The sequence below is a fragment of the Nesterenkonia sp. K-15-9-6 genome (assembly GCF_052656005.1).
The window spans coordinates 17,318-35,904 of record NZ_JBQYEY010000034.1 but is presented as its reverse complement, the minus strand read 5'-3'; the positions used below and the strand labels follow the sequence as shown (position 1 = coordinate 35,904).

Below are 18,587 nucleotides of genomic sequence, written 5' to 3'. Positions count from 1 at the left end.
CGCCGGGAGAGGGCTGCGCGCCCTCTCCCGGCGCCGTCGTTCGACGTCGGGACGCTAGTCCTTCTTGTTCTTGTCCCCCAGCGTGGTCTTGTTGGCCAGCATGAGGAACTCGGCGTTCGAACCGGTCTCCTTGAGCTTGTTGATCAGCAGCTCCAGGCCCTGCTGCTGCTCCAGGCCCGAGAGGACACGGCGCAGCTTCCACATGATCTTGATCTCGTCGGGAGAGAGCAGGTTCTCCTCGCGGCGGGTCGAGGACGCGTTGACGTCCACGGCCGGGAAGATGCGGCGGTCGGCCAGGTACCGCGACAGGCGCAGCTCCATGTTGCCGGTGCCCTTGAACTCCTCGAAGATGACCTCGTCCATCTTGGATCCGGTCTCGACCAAGGCGGTCGCGAGGATCGTGAGGGATCCGCCGTTCTCGATGTTGCGCGCCGCACCGAAGAAGCGCTTCGGCGGGTAGAGGGCGTTGGCGTCCACACCGCCGGAGAGGATCCGGCCGGACGCCGGGGCCGCGGTGTTGTAGGCGCGGCCCAGACGGGTCATCGAATCCAGCAGCACGACGACGTCCTTGCCCAGCTCCACGAGCCGCTTGGCACGCTCGATGGCGAGCTCCGCGACGGTGGTGTGATCGTCGGCCGGACGGTCGAAGGTCGAGGCGATGACCTCGCCGTCGACCGTGCGCTGCATATCGGTGACCTCCTCGGGGCGCTCGTCGACGAGCACCATCATGAGGTGGACCTCAGGGTTGTTCGTCTTGATCGCCTTGGCCAGGGACTGCAGGATCATCGTCTTGCCGGCCTTGGGCGGGGAGACGATGAGGCCGCGCTGGCCCTTGCCGATGGGGGCGATCAGGTCGATCACCCGGGGACCGACCAGCTTCGGGTCGCCCTCCAGGCGCAGCCGCTCCTGCGGGTACAGGGGCACCAGCTTGGTGAAGTCGACGCGGTCGGTGTTCGCCTCCGCGGGACGGCCGTTGACCGCCTCCAGCTTCACCAGCGCGTTGAACTTCTGACGCTTGTTCTGGTTCTCGCCCTCCCGCGGCGCCCGGATGCTGCCGTGCACGGCGTCACCCTTGCGCAGGTTGTACCGCTTGACCTGCGCCAGCGAGACATAGACGTCGTTCTGGCCCGGCAGGTAGCCGGAGGTCCGGATGAACGCGTAGTTGTCCAGGACGTCCAGGATGCCGGCGACCGGCACCAGGACGTCATCCTCGGTGACCTCGGTGTCATCGACCTCCGGGTTGCCCCGTCCGCGGCGACGGTTCCCGCGCTCGTTGCGGTTGCGGTTGCGACGGTTGCGCCGACCGCCGTCGCCATCGCGGCCGTCACGGCCGCCGTCGCGACCACCATCGCGGCCGCCGCGCCCTTCGTCCTGGGACTTCTGACCGCCGCGCTGACCGTCCTTCTGGTCGCGCTGACCGTCCTTCTGGTCGCGCTGACCGTCCTTCTGGCCGTCCCGGCCGCCCTTCTGGCGGTCACGTTGGCCGTCCTGACCGCCCTTCTGGGACTGGTCGTCGCCGCGTCGCCCGCGGCCCTTCTGCTGGTCCTGCTTCTGCTGGTCCTGCGCGTCGGTACCCTGGCCCTTCGCCTGAGCCTTGTCCAGGCCGTTGTCCTGGCCCTTGTCCTGGGACTTCGAGCTGCCGCGGGCATCCGAGTCGGCACGGCCGTTGCGTCCGCCGCGGCCACCCTGCTTCTCAGACTTCTCCGAGCCCTTCTCCGAGCCCTGGGCCGTGTCCTGGCCAGCGCCCTTCTCGGCAGGCTTCTCGGAGCTCTTGCCGGAGCTCTTGCCGGAGCTCTTGTCTGTGTCCTTGCCGGCGTCCTTCTTGGCGCGATCCTCCCGGTCGGCGACGGCGCCGCCGCGCTGATGGGCCGAGATCGCCTCGACCAGCGCGGATTTGCGCATCCGCGAGCTGCCCGTGATGCCGAGCTGCTGGGCCAGCGCCTGCAGCTGGGCGAGCTTCAGACCGGCCAGCCCGCCTCCCTTGCCGTCGTCGCCGGAGGCCGGAGCCTGGTCCGGAGCCTGGTCCGCCGTCTTGGGGGCCGCCTTAGGGGCCGTGGCCCGACGACGGGTCGTCTTCTTCTCCGCGGGCGCCGATCCCTCGGCCGCTGCGGCGGTGGTCTGTGTCGAGCCGCCGGTCACGGCGGTCTCGGCTCCCTGAGCCTGAGTGGTCTCAGCGGTGGTGTCTGTCACGAAGGATTCCTTCCCCCTCGTCAGGCAGGAGCGGCGCGGAGCGAACCGGGGCAGATCAGCTCTGCTCGGGGCGCGTTCCGACGTCGTCGTCCTGCATCGTGTCTTCAACGGCTCGTCAGATGGCCGTCGGTCTGTTCGTCCTCTTCCGCACGTCCACAGTCGAGAGAGACCCTCTCTGGGATCTTCGGAACGTCATGATGACATCGCGAGACGCGTCCCACTCCGAGCCGAAACCCGGAGTCCGGACATGATGCGCACAGAGAAGAAGGCGACTCGCGCGGAAGAAGTGCGGTGATCGTCTCCAGGACCGGTGATGATGGCCTGGTGACGATGCGGGGCGCCGTGCACGGGAGAGCCGCATGCGACCGATCGTCGCATGGCCTGCTGCCGTGGGGCACACCGCGGTGATCACCGCGGGTACTCCTCCACTGTAGCACCTGCGCGGCTGATCGGCAGGATCGCCGGGGTCCACATGTCGTCCGTCCTGGCGGCATGGTCCGCGATGTGCGACCGGGCCGCGCGCGCCGCAGAGTCCCCGGCCGCCAGCACCAGCACCGAGGGCCCGGCTCCGGAGATCACGGCGGCGTGACCGGCCTCCCGGAGCGAGTCCACCAGGGCCATGGACGGTGCGAAGGCGGCACGCCGCTGCTCCTGGTGCAGACGGTCGCAGGTGGCCGCGAGCAGCAGCTCTGGAGCGGAGGTGAGCGCATGGACCAGCAGTCCGGTGCGGGCGGAGTTCGCCGCGGCATCGGCATGCAGCACGACCTCCGGCAGCACACCCCGGGCCTCGGCGGTCGACTGTTCGACGTCGGGCACGGCCAGGACGGTGCGCAGCTCCTCGTGCGGGATCAGAGGTACGGTGTGGAACCGGTCCCCCTCCTGCCAGGACAGGGCCACTCCTCCGCGCAGGGCGGGCACATAGTTGTCCGGGTGCCCCTCGACGCGGGAGCCGATCTGCAGCTTCTCCTCATCAGTGAGCCCGTCCGGGAGCAGCTCGTCGGCGATGATGACGGCGGAGGCCACCGCCGCCGCCGAGGAGCCCAGGCCGCGACTGTGCGGAATGTGGTTGTGCGCACGCACCTCGAGGTCGGGCATCCCGACGCCGTGTCGGGCCATGATCCTCTCGATGAGCGAAACGACCAGGTGGGTGGCGTCGCGGGGCAGCGTCGCCGCGCCCTCACCCTCCACACTGACGGTGACCTGCGGGCGGTCCCCGTCCCGGCGCGGAGTCGCGACGACGTCGATGATGTCGTGCAGATCGAGCGCGAGCCCCATGCAGTCATAGCCGGGCCCCAGGTTGGCGGAGGTCGCGGGCACACGCAGGCGGAAGCTGCGCGGCGCCGTCAGCGGCGCCGTCAACGGGGCCGCCGGCGACCCCGGGTGCTGTGCTGACCGTGACTCGCCGGTGAGCGCCTCCTCGGCGCCGAAGCCCTGGCCCAATGTGATGCCCATGTTCTCCTGCTCTGTCAGTCGCGCGTCAGGCCTGCCGCGGTCGTCGCCGGTCGGTTCCCGCGGATCCTGCATTCCGCCGCCGACGCCGCTCACAGGCCCAGCTGGCGAGCCACGGTCTCCACGTCCTGCGGCAGCCTCGTCGGCTCCACGTCGCTGCCGTCGGCGTTCTTCAACGCCCAGTCAGGATCCTTCAGCCCATGCCCGGTCACCGTGATGACCACCGAGAGACCCGAGGGCACCTCACCGGCGGCATGCTTGCGGATCAGCCCGGCGACACCGGCCGCCGAGGCCGGCTCCACGAAGACGCCCTCCTTGGAAGAGAGCCACCGATGGGCGGCGAGGATCTCCTCGTCCGTGACCGACTCGATCACGCCGCCCGACTCCTCGCGGGCGGCTTCGGCCTTCTCCCAGGAGGCCGGGTTGCCGATGCGGATCGCGGTGGCCACAGTGTCCGGCTCGGTGATGGGGTGGCCCGCCACGATCGGCGCAGCGCCGGCCGCCTGGAACCCCCACATGGCGGGCGTGCGCGTGGCCCGAGGGCTCAGCGGCTGGGCGGCCTGGCCCTGATGCGGATTGGTCCAGGTGGCGGCGTACTCCTGATAGCCCTTCCAGTACGCCGTGATGTTGCCGGCGTTGCCCACGGGCAGAAGGTGCAGGTCAGGGGCGTCACCGAGAGCATCGACGACTTCGAAGGCCCCGGTCTTCTGCCCTTCGATGCGCGCGGGGTTCACGGAGTTCACCAGGAAGACCGGATAGGCCTCGGCAAGCTTGCGGGCGATGTCCAGGCAGCCGTCGAAGTTGCCGTCGATCTGGATCAGCTCGGCGCCGTGGGCCACGGCCTGGCTCAGCTTCCCCATGGCGATCTTGCCGGCGGGGACGAGCACGGCACAGGTCAGACCGGCCTGCGTGGCGTAGGCCGCGGCCGAGGCCGAGGTGTTGCCGGTCGACGCGCAGACCACCGCCTGTGCGCCCTGGGCGACGGCCGCGGTGATCGCCATCGTCATGCCGCGGTCCTTGAAGGACCCGGTGGGGTTCATGCCTTCGACCTTGAGGTGCACGTCGCCGTCGATCAGTTCGGAGAGCGCGGGCGCATGCACCAGCGGAGTGCCGCCCTCCCCCAGGGTGATGATGCGGGTGTCGTCGTCGACCGGAAGCCGGTCGGCGTATTCGCGGATCACTCCGCGCCACTGATGCGCCACAGCGTTGCTCTCCTGTTCCTGCGGTTCTATCGGGTGGGCAGGCGGCCCGCGGTGGGGCGGCCCAGGTGCTACTGCTCGATCTCGACGCGCAGCACCGAGGTGACGGCACGCACGACGTCGAGGGCCTTCAGCGTGGCCACGGTCTGAGCCAGGGACTTCTCCTGGGCGGGGTGCGTGACCACCTGCAGCACAGCGCCGTTGTCCTGCTCGGTGTCGACCTCCCCGTCGACGGAGACGATGCCCGGCTGGCGCATGGCCTCGATGGAGACGTGGTGGTCGGCGAAGACCCGCGCGATCTCCGCGATCACGCCCTCCTCGTCTGCCACCTCCATGTCGATGTAGTACTGGGTCCGGGCCTTCTCGATGGGCAGCGCCGACACGGTCTCGGTCGGCTCGGAGGGCTCCAGGGCCGTGGTGCCGTGACGCAGAAGCCGCGCGGCGGAGACGAGGTCCCCGAGCACGGCAGACGAGGTGGGCACACCGCCGGCGCCCTGGCCGTAGAACATGAGCTCCCCGGCGTTCTCGGCCACGACGAAGACCGCGTTGAACGCCCCCCGCACACTGGCCAGCGGATGGGTGCGTGGCAGCAGAGTCGGGTGGACCCGCAGCACGGCGCCCTCCCCGTCGAAGATCTCGGCGATCGCGAGCAGCTTGATGACGTAGCCGGAGGCGGCGGCGGCCTCGATGTCCGCCGCAGAGACGGCCGTGATGCCCTCACAGTGGACGTCATCGATGGTGAACGGGGCGTGGAAGGCCAGCGTGCCCAGGATCGCGGCCTTGGCGGCGGCGTCATGGCCTTCGACGTCAGCGGTCGGATCGGCTTCGGCGTAGCCCAGTCGCTGAGCCTCGGTGAGCGCATCGTCGAACGCCGCACCGGTGGTGTCCATCTGGTCCAGGATGTAGTTGGTGGTCCCGTTGACGATGCCCATCACCTTGGTGATGCGGTCGCCCGAGAGGGACTCCTGGATGGGACGCAGGATCGGGATGGCCCCGCCCACCGAGGCTTCGAAGTGCAGCGGAGCGCCGGTCTCGGCCGCCACGGCGGAGAGCTCCCCGCCGCGGGTGGCCAGCAGGGCCTTGTTCCCCGTGACGACGGCGGCTCCGCGGCGCAGCGCCCGCTCGATCAGGCTGCCGGCCGGTTCCAGCCCGCCCAGCAGTTCGATGACCAGGTCAGCCTGGTCCACCAGCGACTCAGCGTCGGTGGTGAGCAGCTCCCCGGGGATCCGCCAGTCACGGGGCGCCTCGACGTCGCGCACGGCGACCCCGATCAGCCGGACGGGGGTTCCCACGCGAGCGCTGATGAGCTCTCGCTCCTCCACCAGAGTCCGTGCCACCTGGGCACCGACGTTCCCTGCTCCGAGCAGGCCGATCGTCAGCGGTTCTGCAGCGCTGGCCATGGTCACCCCGTTCTGTGTGCGGTCGTGGTCAGGTCGTCTGGGGCTGCCGTCGCCTCGAGCGCCGAGTCGACCTGCCTGCTGGGCCGATCGGACTCAGTCCTGCGCGGCGAAGCCGGTGTCGCGGCGGAGCATCTGCTCCTCGGTCTCGCGGCGGATGAGCACCCGGGAGGCCCCGTCCTTCACCGCGACCACAGCGGGACGGGCCAGGAGGTTGTAGTTGCTCGAGAGCGAATGACAGTAGGCACCGGTCGCGGGGACCGCGAGGAGGTCGTCCCGCGCCGTCGTCGTCGGCAAGTATACGTCCCGCACGACGATGTCTCCGGATTCGCAGTGTTTGCCCACTATGCGAGACAGCACATGGTTCCCGGTCACCTTCCGACCCGCCAGCACGGCGGAATAGTCGGCGTCGTAGAGCACCCCACGGGCGTTGTCGCTCATCCCGCCGTCCACGGCCACATACCGACGGGACAGCGTCTGGCCGGAAGGCCCGTCCACTTGGACGTCCTTCTGCACGCCCACCCGGTACAGGGTCACCCCGGCAGGACCGACGATCGCCCGGCCCGGCTCGATGGAGATCCGTGGCACCTCGATCCCCTCGGCGTCGCAGGCGGTGCGTACCGCACCGGCCAGGGCCTGGGCGATCTGCCGGGGGTGCCGCGGGGAGTCGGCCTCGGTGTAGGCGATGCCATGGCCTCCGCCGAGATCGAGCTCCGGCAGCTCGACCCCGTGCCGGGCCCGCACCCGACCGAGCAGGCCGATGAGCTTGGCGGCTGCCACCTCGAAGCCCTCCGGCTCGAAGATCTGCGAGCCGATGTGGCAGTGCAGTCCGCGCAGCTCGATGTGCTCGGCCGCCAGGGCGTGCTCGACTGCGGACCAGGCCGGCGAGCCGGCGTAGGGGTTCTCCTGGTCGGTGTCGGCGTCGGAGGACGGGGTCAGCGAGAGTCCGAACTTCTGGTCCTCATGCGCGGTGGCGATGTACTCATGGGTCGAGGCGTGCACCCCGGGGGTGAGCCGCAGCATCACCGGGGCGGTGACGCCGGCGGACCTCGCCAGCTGATCGATCCTCGCCAGTTCGTCGAGCGAATCAGCGATGATCCGGCCGATGCCGGCCTTCAGTGCGCGGACGATCTCGGCATCGGACTTGTTGTTGCCGTGCAGGCCGATGCGGGCGGGCTCGACCTCGGCGGCCAGCGCCACGGCGAGCTCACCACCGGAGGCAGTGTCCACGCACAGGCCCTCCTCGGCAGCCCAGCGTGCCGCGTGCGTGCTCAGAAAGGCCTTGCCCGCATAGAACACGTCCACGTCGGTCTCCGGGGCGAACGCCTCGGAGAAGGCCTCGACGAAGGCCCGGGCGCGGCTCCGGAAATCGTCTTCGCTGATCACATACAGCGGCGTCCCGTGCTGTGCCGCCAGCGTCTCGACGTCGACTCCACCGAGGACGAGACGCCCCTGGTCGTCCCGATGAGCGTCAGCCGGGAACAGCTTGTCCTCCAGCGCAGCGCTGTCGGTGAGCGGCCGGAGCCACTCCGGGGCCAGCGGGTGGGGCCCGGCGACTGTCTCGGTCATGGGTCTCACATCCTCTCCGGCGCGGAGACCCCGAGTAGGGCGAGCCCGTTGCGCAGCACCTGCACGGTGGCGTCGTTGAGCCACAACCTCGTGCGGTTGGTGTCTGTGATCTCCTCGCCAGCGCGGGGCACCATGCGGCATGTCGCGTACCAGGAGTGGTACGCCGCGGCCACCGTCTCCAGATGGCGGGCCACACGGTGCGGCTCCCGCATCTCGGCGGCCCGAGCCACCACGGAGGGGAACCGGCCCAAGTGCGCGAGCAGCTCCTCCTCGGTGGCATGGGTCAGCAGGGACGCGTCGAAGCCGTCGCGTCCCACTCCGGCCTCGACCGCGTTGCGGGCCGCCGCACACGCCCTGGCGTGCGCGTACTGGACGTAGAAGACGGGATTGTCATTGGACTTCGAGCGCAGCAGCTCCGGGTCGATGTCGATCGGCGAGTCGGCCGGGTACCGGGCCAGCGTATAGCGCAGGGCGTCAGCGCCGAGCCAGGAGATGAGGTCGGCGAGCTCGATGATGTTGCCCGCGCGCTTGGACAGCTTCGCGCCCTTGACGCTCATCAGCTGACCGATCAGGATCTCGATGTTGCGCTCGGGGTCGTCTCCCGCACAGGCGGCGATGGCCTTCAGCCGGGCCACATACCCGTGGTGGTCTGCGCCGAGGAGGTAGATCTTCTCCTCGAAGCCGCGCTCCCGCTTGGAGAGGTAGTAGGCCGCGTCGGCGGCGAAGTAGGTGGGCTCGCCGTCGGCCTTGAAGAGGACCCGGTCCTTGTCGTCCCCGAAGTCGGTGGTGCGCAGCCAGACCGCGCCGTCACGGTCCTCGATGTGCCCCTGGGCCCTGAGGGTGTCCACCGCGGCCGCGATCCGACCCTCGTCGTGCAGCGACTGCTCGGAGTAGTAGACGTCGAAATGCACGCCGAACTCGGCAAGCGTGTCCTTGATCTGCCCGAGCTGCGCCTGATAGGCGAGCTCCCGGACGACGGGCAGCGCATCCTCCCGCGGCAGGTCGCGGAGGTCGGCGCGCGCGGCCAGCGCCTCCTCGGCGAGCTCCCGGGTGTACTCCCCGGGATAGCCGCCCTCGGGCACGTCCTCGCCGTGGACTCGGGCGAGGACGGAGGAGGCGAAGACGTTCATCTGATTGCCGGCGTCGTTGATGTAGTACTCGCTGGTGACGTCGGCGCCGGAAGCCCGCAGCAGGCGGGCCAGGGCATCGCCCAGGGCGGCCCACCGGGTGTGGCCGAGGTGCAGCGGGCCCGTGGGGTTGGCGGAGACGAACTCCATGTTGATCACGTGCCCGGCCAGCGCCTCGTTGTGGCCGAAACCGTCTCCGGTCTCCACGATGGTGCGGGCCAGCTCTCCGGCCGCGGCGGCGTCGAGGGTGATGTTGATGAACCCGGGACCGGCGATGTCCACCGCCGCCACGCCGTCGGTCTCCCTCAGGCGGGCGGCCAGAAGCTCGGCGAGCTGCCTCGGCGCCATGCCGGCCTTCTTGGCCAGCTGCAGCGCCACCGTGGAGGCCCAGTCGCCGTGCTCCCTGTTCTTGGGTCGCTCGATGATGATCGTCTCAGGGATCTCGATGGCCAGCTCGCCGGCCTCGACGGCCTCGGAGAGCACACGGGTCACTGCTGCGGAGAGTTCTTCGGGAGTCACCCCGACAGTCTACGGCGACGGCGGCCGAGCCAGAAAGCGAGCGCCGGACGGCCACTCCCTCTCATCCCCCTTCTCATCGGATCCCGAGGCGAACACCTCTTGACGGACCCACCCCTACCGCCTAACGTGCAACCTGATGGTTGTATTTCACGACACGGTCGCCCTCGACGCCGAACCACCCTCGTCGGAGGTCGTCGATCGGATCTTCCGCGCCCTGGCGGATGCCACGCGGCGCGACATCATCCGCCGCACACTCATCGAGGAGGAATCCATCTCATCGCTGGCGGAGACCTATGACATGTCCTTCGCCGCCGTCCAGAAGCACGTCAGCACCCTGGTCTCTGCCGGTCTCGTGGACAAGACGGCCCACGGCCGGGAGCGCCGGGTCCGCGCCCGCCCCGACACCATCCGCCACGCCCAGTCCCTGCTGCGGCAGTACGAACAGCTCTGGCGAGACCGGATCGACCGGCTCGACCAGCTGCTCGCCGACGACTGAGCCCGCCTGAAAGGCAGCACCATGCCCATCACCGCAGTCGAGAAGGACCTCGACGCCCTGACGATGACCATCACCGCCGATTTCCCCGTGCCGGTCCGCCGCCTCTGGGATGCCTACGCAGACCCCCGGCAGCTCGAGCGGTTCTGGGGGCCGCGCGAATGGCCCGCCACCTTCACCCGCCATGACATGTTCCCCGGCGGGCGCTCCCACTACGTGATGACCGGTCCCGACGGCGAGAGCGCCGGCGGATGGTGGGAGTTCCTCGACGTAGAGCCCCCGCACGCCTTCGAAGTCCTGGACGGATTCGCCGGCCCTGACGGCCAGCCGGCCCAGGACATGCCCACCACCCGCATGAGATTCACCTTCGAGGAGACGGCCCACGGATCCCGCCTGGTCGTCCGTGCGGTGTTCACCTCCGCCGAGGATCTGGACGAGCTGCTGAGGATGGGCATGGAGGAAGGCACCGTCTCCGCGATGAGCCAGATCGAGGAGGTCCTCGACGATGCGGGCGACCGCACGCCACCTCGGCCCGCCCGCTCCCAGCTGCTCAACGACACCCAGGTGCGCGTCAGCCGGGTGATCTCCGGGTCCCTGGAGGACGTCTCCGAGGCTCACCGTCGCCCGGACCTGCTGCAGCGCTGGCTGCTGGGCCCCGACGGGTGGACCATGCCGGTCTGCGAGGTCGCCGAGGAGCCCGGAGACACCTATCGCTACGAATGGGAGTCGGAGGACGGTCAGCAGCGCTTCGGCTTCACCGGGGAGCTGCTGGAGGCCCAGCCTCCCCATCGGGAGGTGACCTCCGAGCAGATGATCGGCATGGACGGCCCCGGCACGACCAACGAGCTCACCCTGACCCCGGTCGACGGCGGCACACTGCTGAGCCTGGTCATCACCTATCCGGACCGGGAGCTGCGGGACACGGTGCTGGGCACCGGCATGGTGGACGGCATGGAGACCAGCTATGCCCGACTCGAATCTGAGGTGCTCGCCGCCCGCTGACACCCTCCCTCGGTCGGCATCACCGCAGGGTTCACATGCGAAGGGTGCAGCTCGCTCCCGCCCGGGCTCCGGAGCGGACGGCGGGTGCACCCCTCACCCTTGACACAGATGTCCAACGTTGTAACCTCGATCACATTACAACGTTGCATCACCGCCTCGGCGATGCGGCGTCGACGCGATGGCGGCGTCACCGGCTGCGCCGTCGTCGCACCCTGCCCAACCGCTCGACCCCTGAGGAGAACCCCGTGACCATCCGGAGCATCCCCCGGGCCACCGCGGCGACCATGCTCGCCGCGGCCCTGACCCTGACTCTGACGCCCACCGCGTCCTCCGCACCCCACGCTCCGCCGGGCCCGCCGGGCCCGCCGGGCCCAGACCTGCCCGAACCGCCGACGTTCACCGAGGTGGAGGTGCATGATCCCGCGCTGGTCACGGCTGGCGGCGAGCACTGGGTGTTCGGCTCACACTTGGCCGCGGCGAGCACCACCGACTTCGTCGACTGGGAGCAGCAGGCGAACCACGTCACCCCCGAGAACCCGCTGTTCGACGACGTGACCGAGGAGCTCGCTGACGCCCTCGCCTGGGCCGAGACGGACACGCTCTGGGCTCCGGATGTGATCGAGCTGCCGGACGGGCGGTTCGCGATGTACTACAACGCGTGCCGAGGAGATTCGCCACGATCCGCCATGGGGGTGGCGATCGCCGAGCAGGTGGAGGGCCCCTATGTGGATCAGGGCATCATCCTGCGCTCCGGGCACCGCGAGGACGAGGGGCCCAGCGAAGACGGCACCCCGTACGACCCGACCGTCCACCCGAACGTGGTGGACCCTGCCGTCTTCTACGACGAGGACGGCGAGCTCTGGATGGTCTACGGCTCCTATTCCGGCGGCATCTTCGTCCTGGAGCTCGACGAGAGCACCGGCCTGCCGGAGCCGGATCAGGGGTACGGCACGCACCTGATGGGCGGCCATCACAGCCGCATCGAGGCTCCCGACATGATGTACGACCCGGACTCGGGCCACTACTACCTGTTCACCACCTTCGGCGGCCTCGACTCCTTCGGCGGATACAACGTGCGGGTGGCACGCGCCGAGAGCCCCGCCGGCCCGTTCTACGACGCCGCGGGCCACGATATGCGGGAGGTGGCCGCCGACCCTGACCTGCCGATCTTCGACGACGAGAGCATCGAGCCCTACGGCACCAAACTGATGGGCAACTTCCTCTTCCAGCGGGAGCTGGGAGACCCCGGCGAGGGTGACGGGGTCGGCTACGTCTCCCCCGGCCACACCACGCACCATCTGGATCCGGAGACCGGGCGGATGCACTTGATCTTCCACTCCCGATTCCCGGGCCAGGGCGAGCGTCACCAGGTGCGCGTCCATGAGATGCACCTCACTGCCGACGGGTGGCCCGTGGTGGCACCCCATCGCTACGCCGGGGCTGAGGCGCAGAAGGTGCACCGACCCGACGTAGTCGGCGACTACCGACTCATCGACCACGGCCGAGCGATCAGCGACGAGATCACCGAGGCGGTGGACATCACCCTGGAACAGGACGGCCGGATCTCCGGGGAGATCTCGGGCCGCTGGAAGCTGACCGGACAGCATGGCGCCGAACTGACCGTCGACGGCCAGATCTTCACCGGCGTCTTCAGCCACCAATGGGACGCCACGGCCGAGGACTGGGCGCTGACCTTCAGCGTCGTCTCCTCGGAAGGCGTCTCCCTGTGGGGCAGCCAGCTGCAGCCGATGAGCGACGACGACGCCCTGGCCGCCGTCGTCGCGGATCTGCCGCTGCACGGCGTCGACGAGGCGCTGTCGGACCTGGATCTCCCGGAGCACGGCACCCGCGGGACGACGATCTCCTGGTCCAGCAGCGACGAGGCGGTCATCGGCGCCGACGGGCAGGTCACCCGCCCCGGCCCAGGAGAGGAGGACGCACACGTCACCGTGACCGCCGAGGTCAGCCTCGGCGAACGGCAGGAGTCGGCGAGCTTCGAGATCATGGTGCCGGCCCGTCCCGAACCGGGGCTCGTAGCTCACTACGCCTTCGACGGCGACCTCAGCCCCGCCAGCGCCTCTCCGAGCCTGGCCGACGGCGTGCTCACCGGTGAGCGGATCGACGACCTCCACGAGGACGGTTCGGCCGAGTTCACCGACGGCGTCGCGGGAGAAGCGCTCGCCTTGGACGGCACCTCCGGGGTCCGCCTGCCGGACGGGCTGATCGCTGACACGGACTACGCGGTCAGCTTCTGGGTGCGCCCTGACTCGGTGAGCACCTACACGACGACCTTCTTCGGCGCCCGCTCGGACACCGCCTGGGTCAGCCTGGTCCCCGACGCCGGTCCGGACGCCGGATCGAACACTGCGCTGTGGTCGGGTTCCCAGGCCCCTTACCTCGGTGATACAGGCACCCAGCTGCCTGTGCACGAGTGGACCCACATCGCCGTCTCGGTGTCCGAGGGCGAGGCACAGGTCCACCTCGACGGCGACCTCGTGCACTCGGGTGACGGCTTCCCCGAGGTGTTCACCACCTCTGACGGCGTCTTCGCCCTCGGCGTGAACTGGTGGGACACACCGTTCCACGGTGCGATCGACGAGCTGAAGGTCTTTCACGGAGGACTCGACGCGGAGGAGGTCGCCGAGCTGGCCGCGCGCTGAAGCGGTCACCGGCACCGCGACATCCTCACATCGTCGATCCCACACAACTCAACACTGATGCATCCCCCTCAGGGGCGGCCGATCCTACTGATCGGCCGCCCCTGAGGCATTCCACCCCACTCGTCCGCTCTCTGGTCACCGCGGGCATCTGCGGAAATGTGGCCTGTTCATGATTACATCGATGGATTCAATCGTTTCACCTGATCAGACGATATGTGAGCCTTGACACACCGTTCCTTTTCGTTGATAGTTGAGCGCAAATGTTGAGGCATGTTCGATCTCTCAGACATCCTGACAAATACCCACCCACCTCGTCGCGACGGAAGGACCCCCTGATGAACCAGCTGCCCCTTGAGCCCACCTCTCCCCTCGCCCCCGAGGCCGGGAGCCTGAGCATCGGCGTCGTCGGCGCCGGCCAGTTCTCCAAGAGCTTCGCCACCCTCTGGGACCTCCACCCGAACGTCTCCCAGCTCTCCGTCACGGACCTGCAGCCCGAACGCGCCGAACAGCTCGCAGCCCACTACGACGGCGCCACCGTGGTGGGCAGCTTCGAGGAGATGCTGGCCTCCGACGTCGACGCCGTGGCCATCTTCACCCAGCGCTGGACCCACGGCCCGCTCGTCCTGGCCGCCCTGGAGGCCGGCAAGCACGTGTACTCCGCCGTCCCCATGGCCGTGGAGCTCACCGAGATCGAACAGATCATCGCCGCCGTGGAGCGCACCGGACTCACCTACATGATGGGCGAGACCAGCTACTACAACCCCGCCACCGTGTATATGAGGGAGAAGATCCGCTCCGACGAGCTCGGCCAGGTCTTCTACTCCGAAGGAGACTACGTCCACGACATGGACCTCGGCTTCTACGCGGCCTATCAGTACAGCGGCGGCGAGAACTGGAAGGCCACCGCGAGCTACCCGCCCATGCTCTACCCCACCCACGCGCTCGGCGGGGTCCTCGGCGCCCTCCCCGCCCACGCCGTCAGCGTGAGCTGCCTGGGGGTGAAGGACCGCCGGAACGACGGGGTCTTCGACCGCGAGGTGAGCATGTTCGACAACGACGTCTCCAATGCCACGGCCCTCTTCGAGCTCTCGGACGGAGGCTGCCTGCGCACCAATGAGATGCGTCGGGTCGGCTACCCCTGCCACATCCGCGAATCCCGTTTCCGGTTCTTCGGCACCGAGGCCAGCTTCGAGCAGCTCGCCCACCAGACGGTGTGGAACGACAAGACCGAGTCCCGCGACATCTCCGCAGACTTCCTGCCGGTGCGGGACAGCAGCGGGGACACGGACCTGAGCGACGTCGACCCCGCGCTGCGTGCGGCCTTCACCTCCGGCACCGCGCCCGTCCATGACCGGTCGCGTCTGCCCCACACCTTCGAGGGCGCGCCGAACGGTCACGAGGGCGCGCACCACTTCCTCGCGGACGACTTCGTCCGCGCCGTGGTCACCGGAGAGCTCCCCCCGGTCAACGCCTGGCTGGCGGCGAAGTTCACCGCCCCCGGCATCGTGGCCCACGCCTCCGCCCGCGACGGCGGCACCCGGATGGACATCCCGCACTTCGGCGACGGACCCGGCCGCTGAACGGCGTCCGGAGACCTGAGGGAGACCCGTGATGAGTGCTGTCGAGAACCCTGCCCCGGCCCCGACGTCGTCCGGCGCCCACCGACTCCGACCGAAACGCGCCGTCGGCCGCCGGGATGACACCCGGCTCGCCCTGCTGTTCATCCTGCCCGCCCTGGTCGGCCTACTGCTCTTCTACTTCTGGCCCCTGGTCCGCGGCATCTGGCTGAGCTTCACCTCCTGGGACATCCTGACCCCGGCCCGGTTCGTCGGACTGGCCAACTACCAAGAGATGATCTCCGACCCCGTCTTCTGGAACGCGGTGCGGGTGACCCTGCTGTACGTGGTCATCAACATTGGGATCCAGACCGTGGTCGCCCTGGTGCTGGCGGTGCTGATGCAGCGTCTGAGCCGCTCGATCGTGCTGCGCTCGCTGGTGCTGACGCCGTTCCTGGTCTCCAACGTGGTCGCCGCCCTGGTGTTCCTGTGGATCCTGGACTTCCAACTCGGCATCGGGAACCATTTCCTGGAATGGCTGGGCGTGGGCCGGGTCGGCTTCTTCACCACCGAGGCTTGGGTGATCCCCACGATCGCGCTGGTCAACGTGTGGCGCCACATGGGATACACCGCCCTGCTGCTGTTCGCCGGTCTGCAGGCCATCCCCGGCAACCTCTACGAGGCCGCGCGCGTGGACGGCGCCTCCGAGATCCGTCAGTTCTTCACCATCACCCTGCCGCTTCTGCGGCCCATCCTGGGGCTGGTGCTGATCATCTCGGTGATCGGCTCGTTCCAGGTCTTCGACACCGTGGCGGTCACCACCGGCGGCGGCCCCGTCGACGCCTCCCGCGTGCTGCAGCTCTACATCTATGACAACGCCTTCGGCCAGTTCAACTTCGGGTACGCCGCCGCGCTGAGCGTGGCGATGCTGGTGATCCTCATGGTGGTCACCGTCCTGCAGTACCGGGTGACCCGGGCCGGCCAGACGGACCTGAACTGAGGAAGGGGACGATCATGAGCACCGCAGCCACCGCCACCGCCCGCGGCGCCGAGGAGGCGCGCCCCGCCGCACGGCCGCCGTCAGGCACATCCCGACGCCGGCTCTCTCCAGGACGCGTCCTGGCTTGGACAGTGATGATCATCCTGCTGATCATCACACTGTTCCCCTTCTTCTGGATGCTGCGCACCGCACTGTCCAGCAACTCCGCGCTCTATGCCGAAGCCGTCTCCCTGATGCCGGCCGACGCCAACCTGGGAGGCTTCCAGCGGGTCTTCGGACTTCAGGAGACCGAGCAGGCCATCGCGGAGGGCGGCTCCGGCGCCTCGATCGACTTCTGGCGCTACCTGGTCAATACCGTCCTGGTCGCCACCGGGATCACCGTGTGCCAGGTCTTCTTCTCCGCCATGGCCGCCTACGCGTTCTCCCGGCTGCAGTGGAAGGGCCGGGACGTCGTCTTCGGGCTGTTCCTCCTCTCCCTGATGGTTCCGGTCATCTTCACCCTGCTGCCGAACTTCCTCCTGGTCCGCGAGCTGGGGCTGATCGACACCCTCCTGGGCATCATGCTCCCGAGCATGTTCATGACGCCGTTCGCGATCTTCTTCCTCCGACAGTTCTTCATGAACGTCCCCACCGAGGTGGAGGAGGCGGCGCTGATCGACGGCGCCGGGAGGGTCCGGGTGTTCTTCACCCTGATCATCCCGATGACGGCGGGGCCCATCGCGACCGTGTCGATCCTGACCTACATCACCGCCTGGAACGACTACCTGTGGCCGCTGATGGTCTCCTACACGGACGCCTCCCGCGTGCTCACCGTCGCACTGGGCAACTTCACGGAGCAGAGCCCGCAGACCGGGCCGGACTGGGCCGGACTGATGGCCGCGACGCTGGTCGCCGCTCTGCCCATGCTGCTGCTGTTCATGCTCTTCGCCCGACGGATCGTCAGCTCCATCGGCTTCAGCGGGATCAAATGAGGAGACCACAGATGAGACGCGCACATTCGTCACGTGCCGCACGCCGCGGCGTCGGACTGGGGCTGGCCGCGTTGGCGGCGACCTCCGCCACCGGATGCGGGATCGCCCTGGGTGAGGACACCGTCGCCCTGGACTACTGGCTCTGGGACGCGAACCAGCTGCTGCCGTATCAGCACTGCGTCGACGCCTTCGAGGAGGAGAACCCGGACATCGAGGTCAGGATCAGCCAGTACGGCTTCGACGACTACTGGATGAAGCTCACCGCCGGCTTCGTCGCCGGCACCGCCCCGGACGTGTTCACCGATCATCTCTCCCGGTACCCGGAGTACGTGCAGCGGGAGCTGCTGCTGGACCTCGACGCGCTGGAGGCCACCGCGGCGGTGGACGCCGAGGAGTTCCACGACGGTCTGGCGGACCTCTGGGTCGGCGAGGACGGCGGCTGGTACGGCATGCCGAAGGACTTCGACACGGTGGCGATCTTCTACAACGAGCAGATGCTCGCCGACGCCGGGCTCACGCCCGCCGACCTCGAGGACCTGGACTGGAACCCCGATGACGGCGGCTCCTTCGAAGAGATCGTCGCCCGCCTCACCGTCGACTCCGACGGCAACCGCGGAGACGAGGAGGACTTCGACCCGGACGACGTCGCCGTCTACGGGCTGGCCTCGCAGGGCTCCGGCGGCACCTCCGGGCAGACCATGTGGTCCTGGACTGCGGGGTCCACCGGATGGCGCTTCACCGACGCCGATGTGTGGGGCCAGGAGTACAACTTCGACGATCCTCGACTCCATGACTCTCTGGAGTGGCTGTTCGGCTTCGTGGACAAGGGGTACCTGGCCTCCTACGAGGAGGTGGGCGGCGATGCCAACGCCCAGCAGCAGCTCGGCTCCGAACAGGCCGCCATGTCCACCGACGGCTCCTGGATGCTGAACTCCTACACCCGGCTCGACGGCGTCGACGTCGGCATCGCTCGGCTTCCGGCGGGGCCCGCGGGTCACCCGGTGTCGATGTACAACGGGCTGGCCGACTCCATCAGCGCCGACACGGATCACCCGGAGGAGGCGGCGCGGTTCGTGGCCTTCCTGGGCTCGGAGACCTGTCAGAACATCGTCGGCGACGCCGCCGTCGTGCTCCCGGCTCGACCCGAGTCCACCGAGCGGGCCATCGAGGCCTTCGGTGAGCGCGGCATCGACGTCGCCCCCTTCACGGACCTGGTGGAGGCCGGGCACACCATGTTCTACCCGGTCACCGACCAGTTCGGCTCGATCGATGCGCTGATGACACCGGCCATGGACGAGATCTACATCGGTGGTCGGGACGCCGAGACGCTGGCCGACCTCAACGAGCGGGTCAACGCCATGCTCGAGTGACCGCTCCAGCCGCGTCCGCGGGGGCCACGCGGCCCTGTTCAGACAGGGCGGGCCCCTGAACCTGAGCGGTTCAGGGGCCCGCCCT

At 68.9% G+C, this 18,587-nt stretch carries 13 protein-coding genes; 7 read left to right on the top strand and 6 right to left on the bottom strand.

The genetic code is table 11. From position 1 onward, the window contains the following. Positions 1-54: 54 nt before the first annotated feature. From rho to argS, 6 genes are all read right to left on the bottom strand, one after another. Complete coding sequence (gene rho, locus SD455_RS15465) at positions 55-2,190, bottom strand: transcription termination factor Rho (protein ID WP_445508637.1); 2,136 nt, start codon at positions 2,188-2,190, stop codon at positions 55-57. 408 nt (positions 2,191-2,598) lie between these two features. Continuing rightward, positions 2,599-3,642: a homoserine kinase gene (gene thrB / locus SD455_RS15460; protein WP_070162160.1), complete on the bottom strand. Its 1,044-nt coding sequence runs from the start codon at positions 3,640-3,642 to the stop codon at positions 2,599-2,601. An 89-nt stretch (positions 3,643-3,731) separates the two neighbouring features. Beyond that, entirely contained in the window at positions 3,732-4,841 is a 1,110-nt protein-coding gene (gene thrC / locus SD455_RS15455) for a threonine synthase (protein ID WP_070162125.1), read from the bottom strand. Between the two features lie 68 nt (positions 4,842-4,909). Beyond that, on the bottom strand, positions 4,910-6,238 hold the full coding sequence (locus SD455_RS15450; protein ID WP_085437193.1) for a homoserine dehydrogenase: 1,329 nt from the start codon (positions 6,236-6,238) through the stop codon (positions 4,910-4,912). Positions 6,239-6,331: 93 nt separating this feature from the next. Further along, a complete protein-coding gene (gene lysA, locus SD455_RS15445) occupies positions 6,332-7,804 on the bottom strand; it encodes a diaminopimelate decarboxylase (protein WP_070162127.1) in 1,473 nt (490 codons plus the stop codon). Positions 7,805-7,809: 5 nt separating this feature from the next. Beyond that, positions 7,810-9,450 (bottom strand): arginine--tRNA ligase, encoded by a 1,641-nt coding sequence (gene argS, locus SD455_RS15440; protein ID WP_445508636.1) that lies wholly within the window; start codon positions 9,448-9,450, stop codon positions 7,810-7,812. A gap of 136 nt (positions 9,451-9,586) precedes the next feature. On the opposite strand from argS, the gene SD455_RS15435 reads away from it, so the two are divergent. From SD455_RS15435 to SD455_RS15405, 7 genes are all read left to right on the top strand, one after another. Beyond that, the gene (locus SD455_RS15435) at positions 9,587-9,946 is read left to right on the top strand and encodes an ArsR/SmtB family transcription factor (protein ID WP_070162130.1); all 360 of its coding nucleotides are present in this window, start codon (positions 9,587-9,589) and stop codon (positions 9,944-9,946) included. A 21-nt stretch (positions 9,947-9,967) separates the two neighbouring features. After that, entirely contained in the window at positions 9,968-10,945 is a 978-nt protein-coding gene (locus SD455_RS15430; protein WP_070162132.1) for an SRPBCC family protein, read from the top strand. A gap of 245 nt (positions 10,946-11,190) precedes the next feature. Further along, the gene (locus tag SD455_RS15425) at positions 11,191-13,605 is read left to right on the top strand and encodes a LamG-like jellyroll fold domain-containing protein (protein WP_237089955.1); all 2,415 of its coding nucleotides are present in this window, start codon (positions 11,191-11,193) and stop codon (positions 13,603-13,605) included. Positions 13,606-13,940: 335 nt separating this feature from the next. After that, a complete protein-coding gene (locus tag SD455_RS15420; RefSeq protein WP_070162134.1) occupies positions 13,941-15,185 on the top strand; it encodes a Gfo/Idh/MocA family protein in 1,245 nt (414 codons plus the stop codon). Positions 15,186-15,216: 31 nt separating this feature from the next. Then, on the top strand, positions 15,217-16,161 hold the full coding sequence (locus SD455_RS15415) for a carbohydrate ABC transporter permease (protein ID WP_070162136.1): 945 nt from the start codon (positions 15,217-15,219) through the stop codon (positions 16,159-16,161). A 14-nt stretch (positions 16,162-16,175) separates the two neighbouring features. Next, positions 16,176-17,132 carry a carbohydrate ABC transporter permease gene (locus SD455_RS15410; protein WP_070162138.1) on the top strand — a complete coding sequence of 319 codons (957 nt, stop codon included), beginning with the start codon at positions 16,176-16,178 and terminating at the stop codon, positions 17,130-17,132. 11 nt (positions 17,133-17,143) lie between these two features. After that, positions 17,144-18,502 carry an ABC transporter substrate-binding protein gene (locus tag SD455_RS15405; RefSeq protein ID WP_311024871.1) on the top strand — a complete coding sequence of 453 codons (1,359 nt, stop codon included), beginning with the start codon at positions 17,144-17,146 and terminating at the stop codon, positions 18,500-18,502. Positions 18,503-18,587 lie beyond the last annotated feature (85 nt).

What these genes read in the sequence shown, in the direction of transcription:
- thrB (WP_070162160.1), bottom strand. Translation starts at nt 3,642, where the DNA reads ATGGGCATCACATTGGGCCAGGGCTTCGGCGCCGAGGAGGCGCTCACC.
- SD455_RS15450 (WP_085437193.1), bottom strand. Translation starts at nt 6,238, where the DNA reads ATGGCCAGCGCTGCAGAACCGCTGACGATCGGCCTGCTCGGAGCAGGG.
- lysA (WP_070162127.1), bottom strand. Translation starts at nt 7,804, where the DNA reads ATGACCGAGACAGTCGCCGGGCCCCACCCGCTGGCCCCGGAGTGGCTC.
- SD455_RS15435 (WP_070162130.1), top strand. Translation starts at nt 9,587, where the DNA reads ATGGTTGTATTTCACGACACGGTCGCCCTCGACGCCGAACCACCCTCG.
- SD455_RS15430 (WP_070162132.1), top strand. Translation starts at nt 9,968, where the DNA reads ATGCCCATCACCGCAGTCGAGAAGGACCTCGACGCCCTGACGATGACC.
- SD455_RS15420 (WP_070162134.1), top strand. Translation starts at nt 13,941, where the DNA reads ATGAACCAGCTGCCCCTTGAGCCCACCTCTCCCCTCGCCCCCGAGGCC.
- SD455_RS15415 (WP_070162136.1), top strand. Translation starts at nt 15,217, where the DNA reads ATGAGTGCTGTCGAGAACCCTGCCCCGGCCCCGACGTCGTCCGGCGCC.
- SD455_RS15410 (WP_070162138.1), top strand. Translation starts at nt 16,176, where the DNA reads ATGAGCACCGCAGCCACCGCCACCGCCCGCGGCGCCGAGGAGGCGCGC.
- SD455_RS15405 (WP_311024871.1), top strand. Translation starts at nt 17,144, where the DNA reads ATGAGACGCGCACATTCGTCACGTGCCGCACGCCGCGGCGTCGGACTG.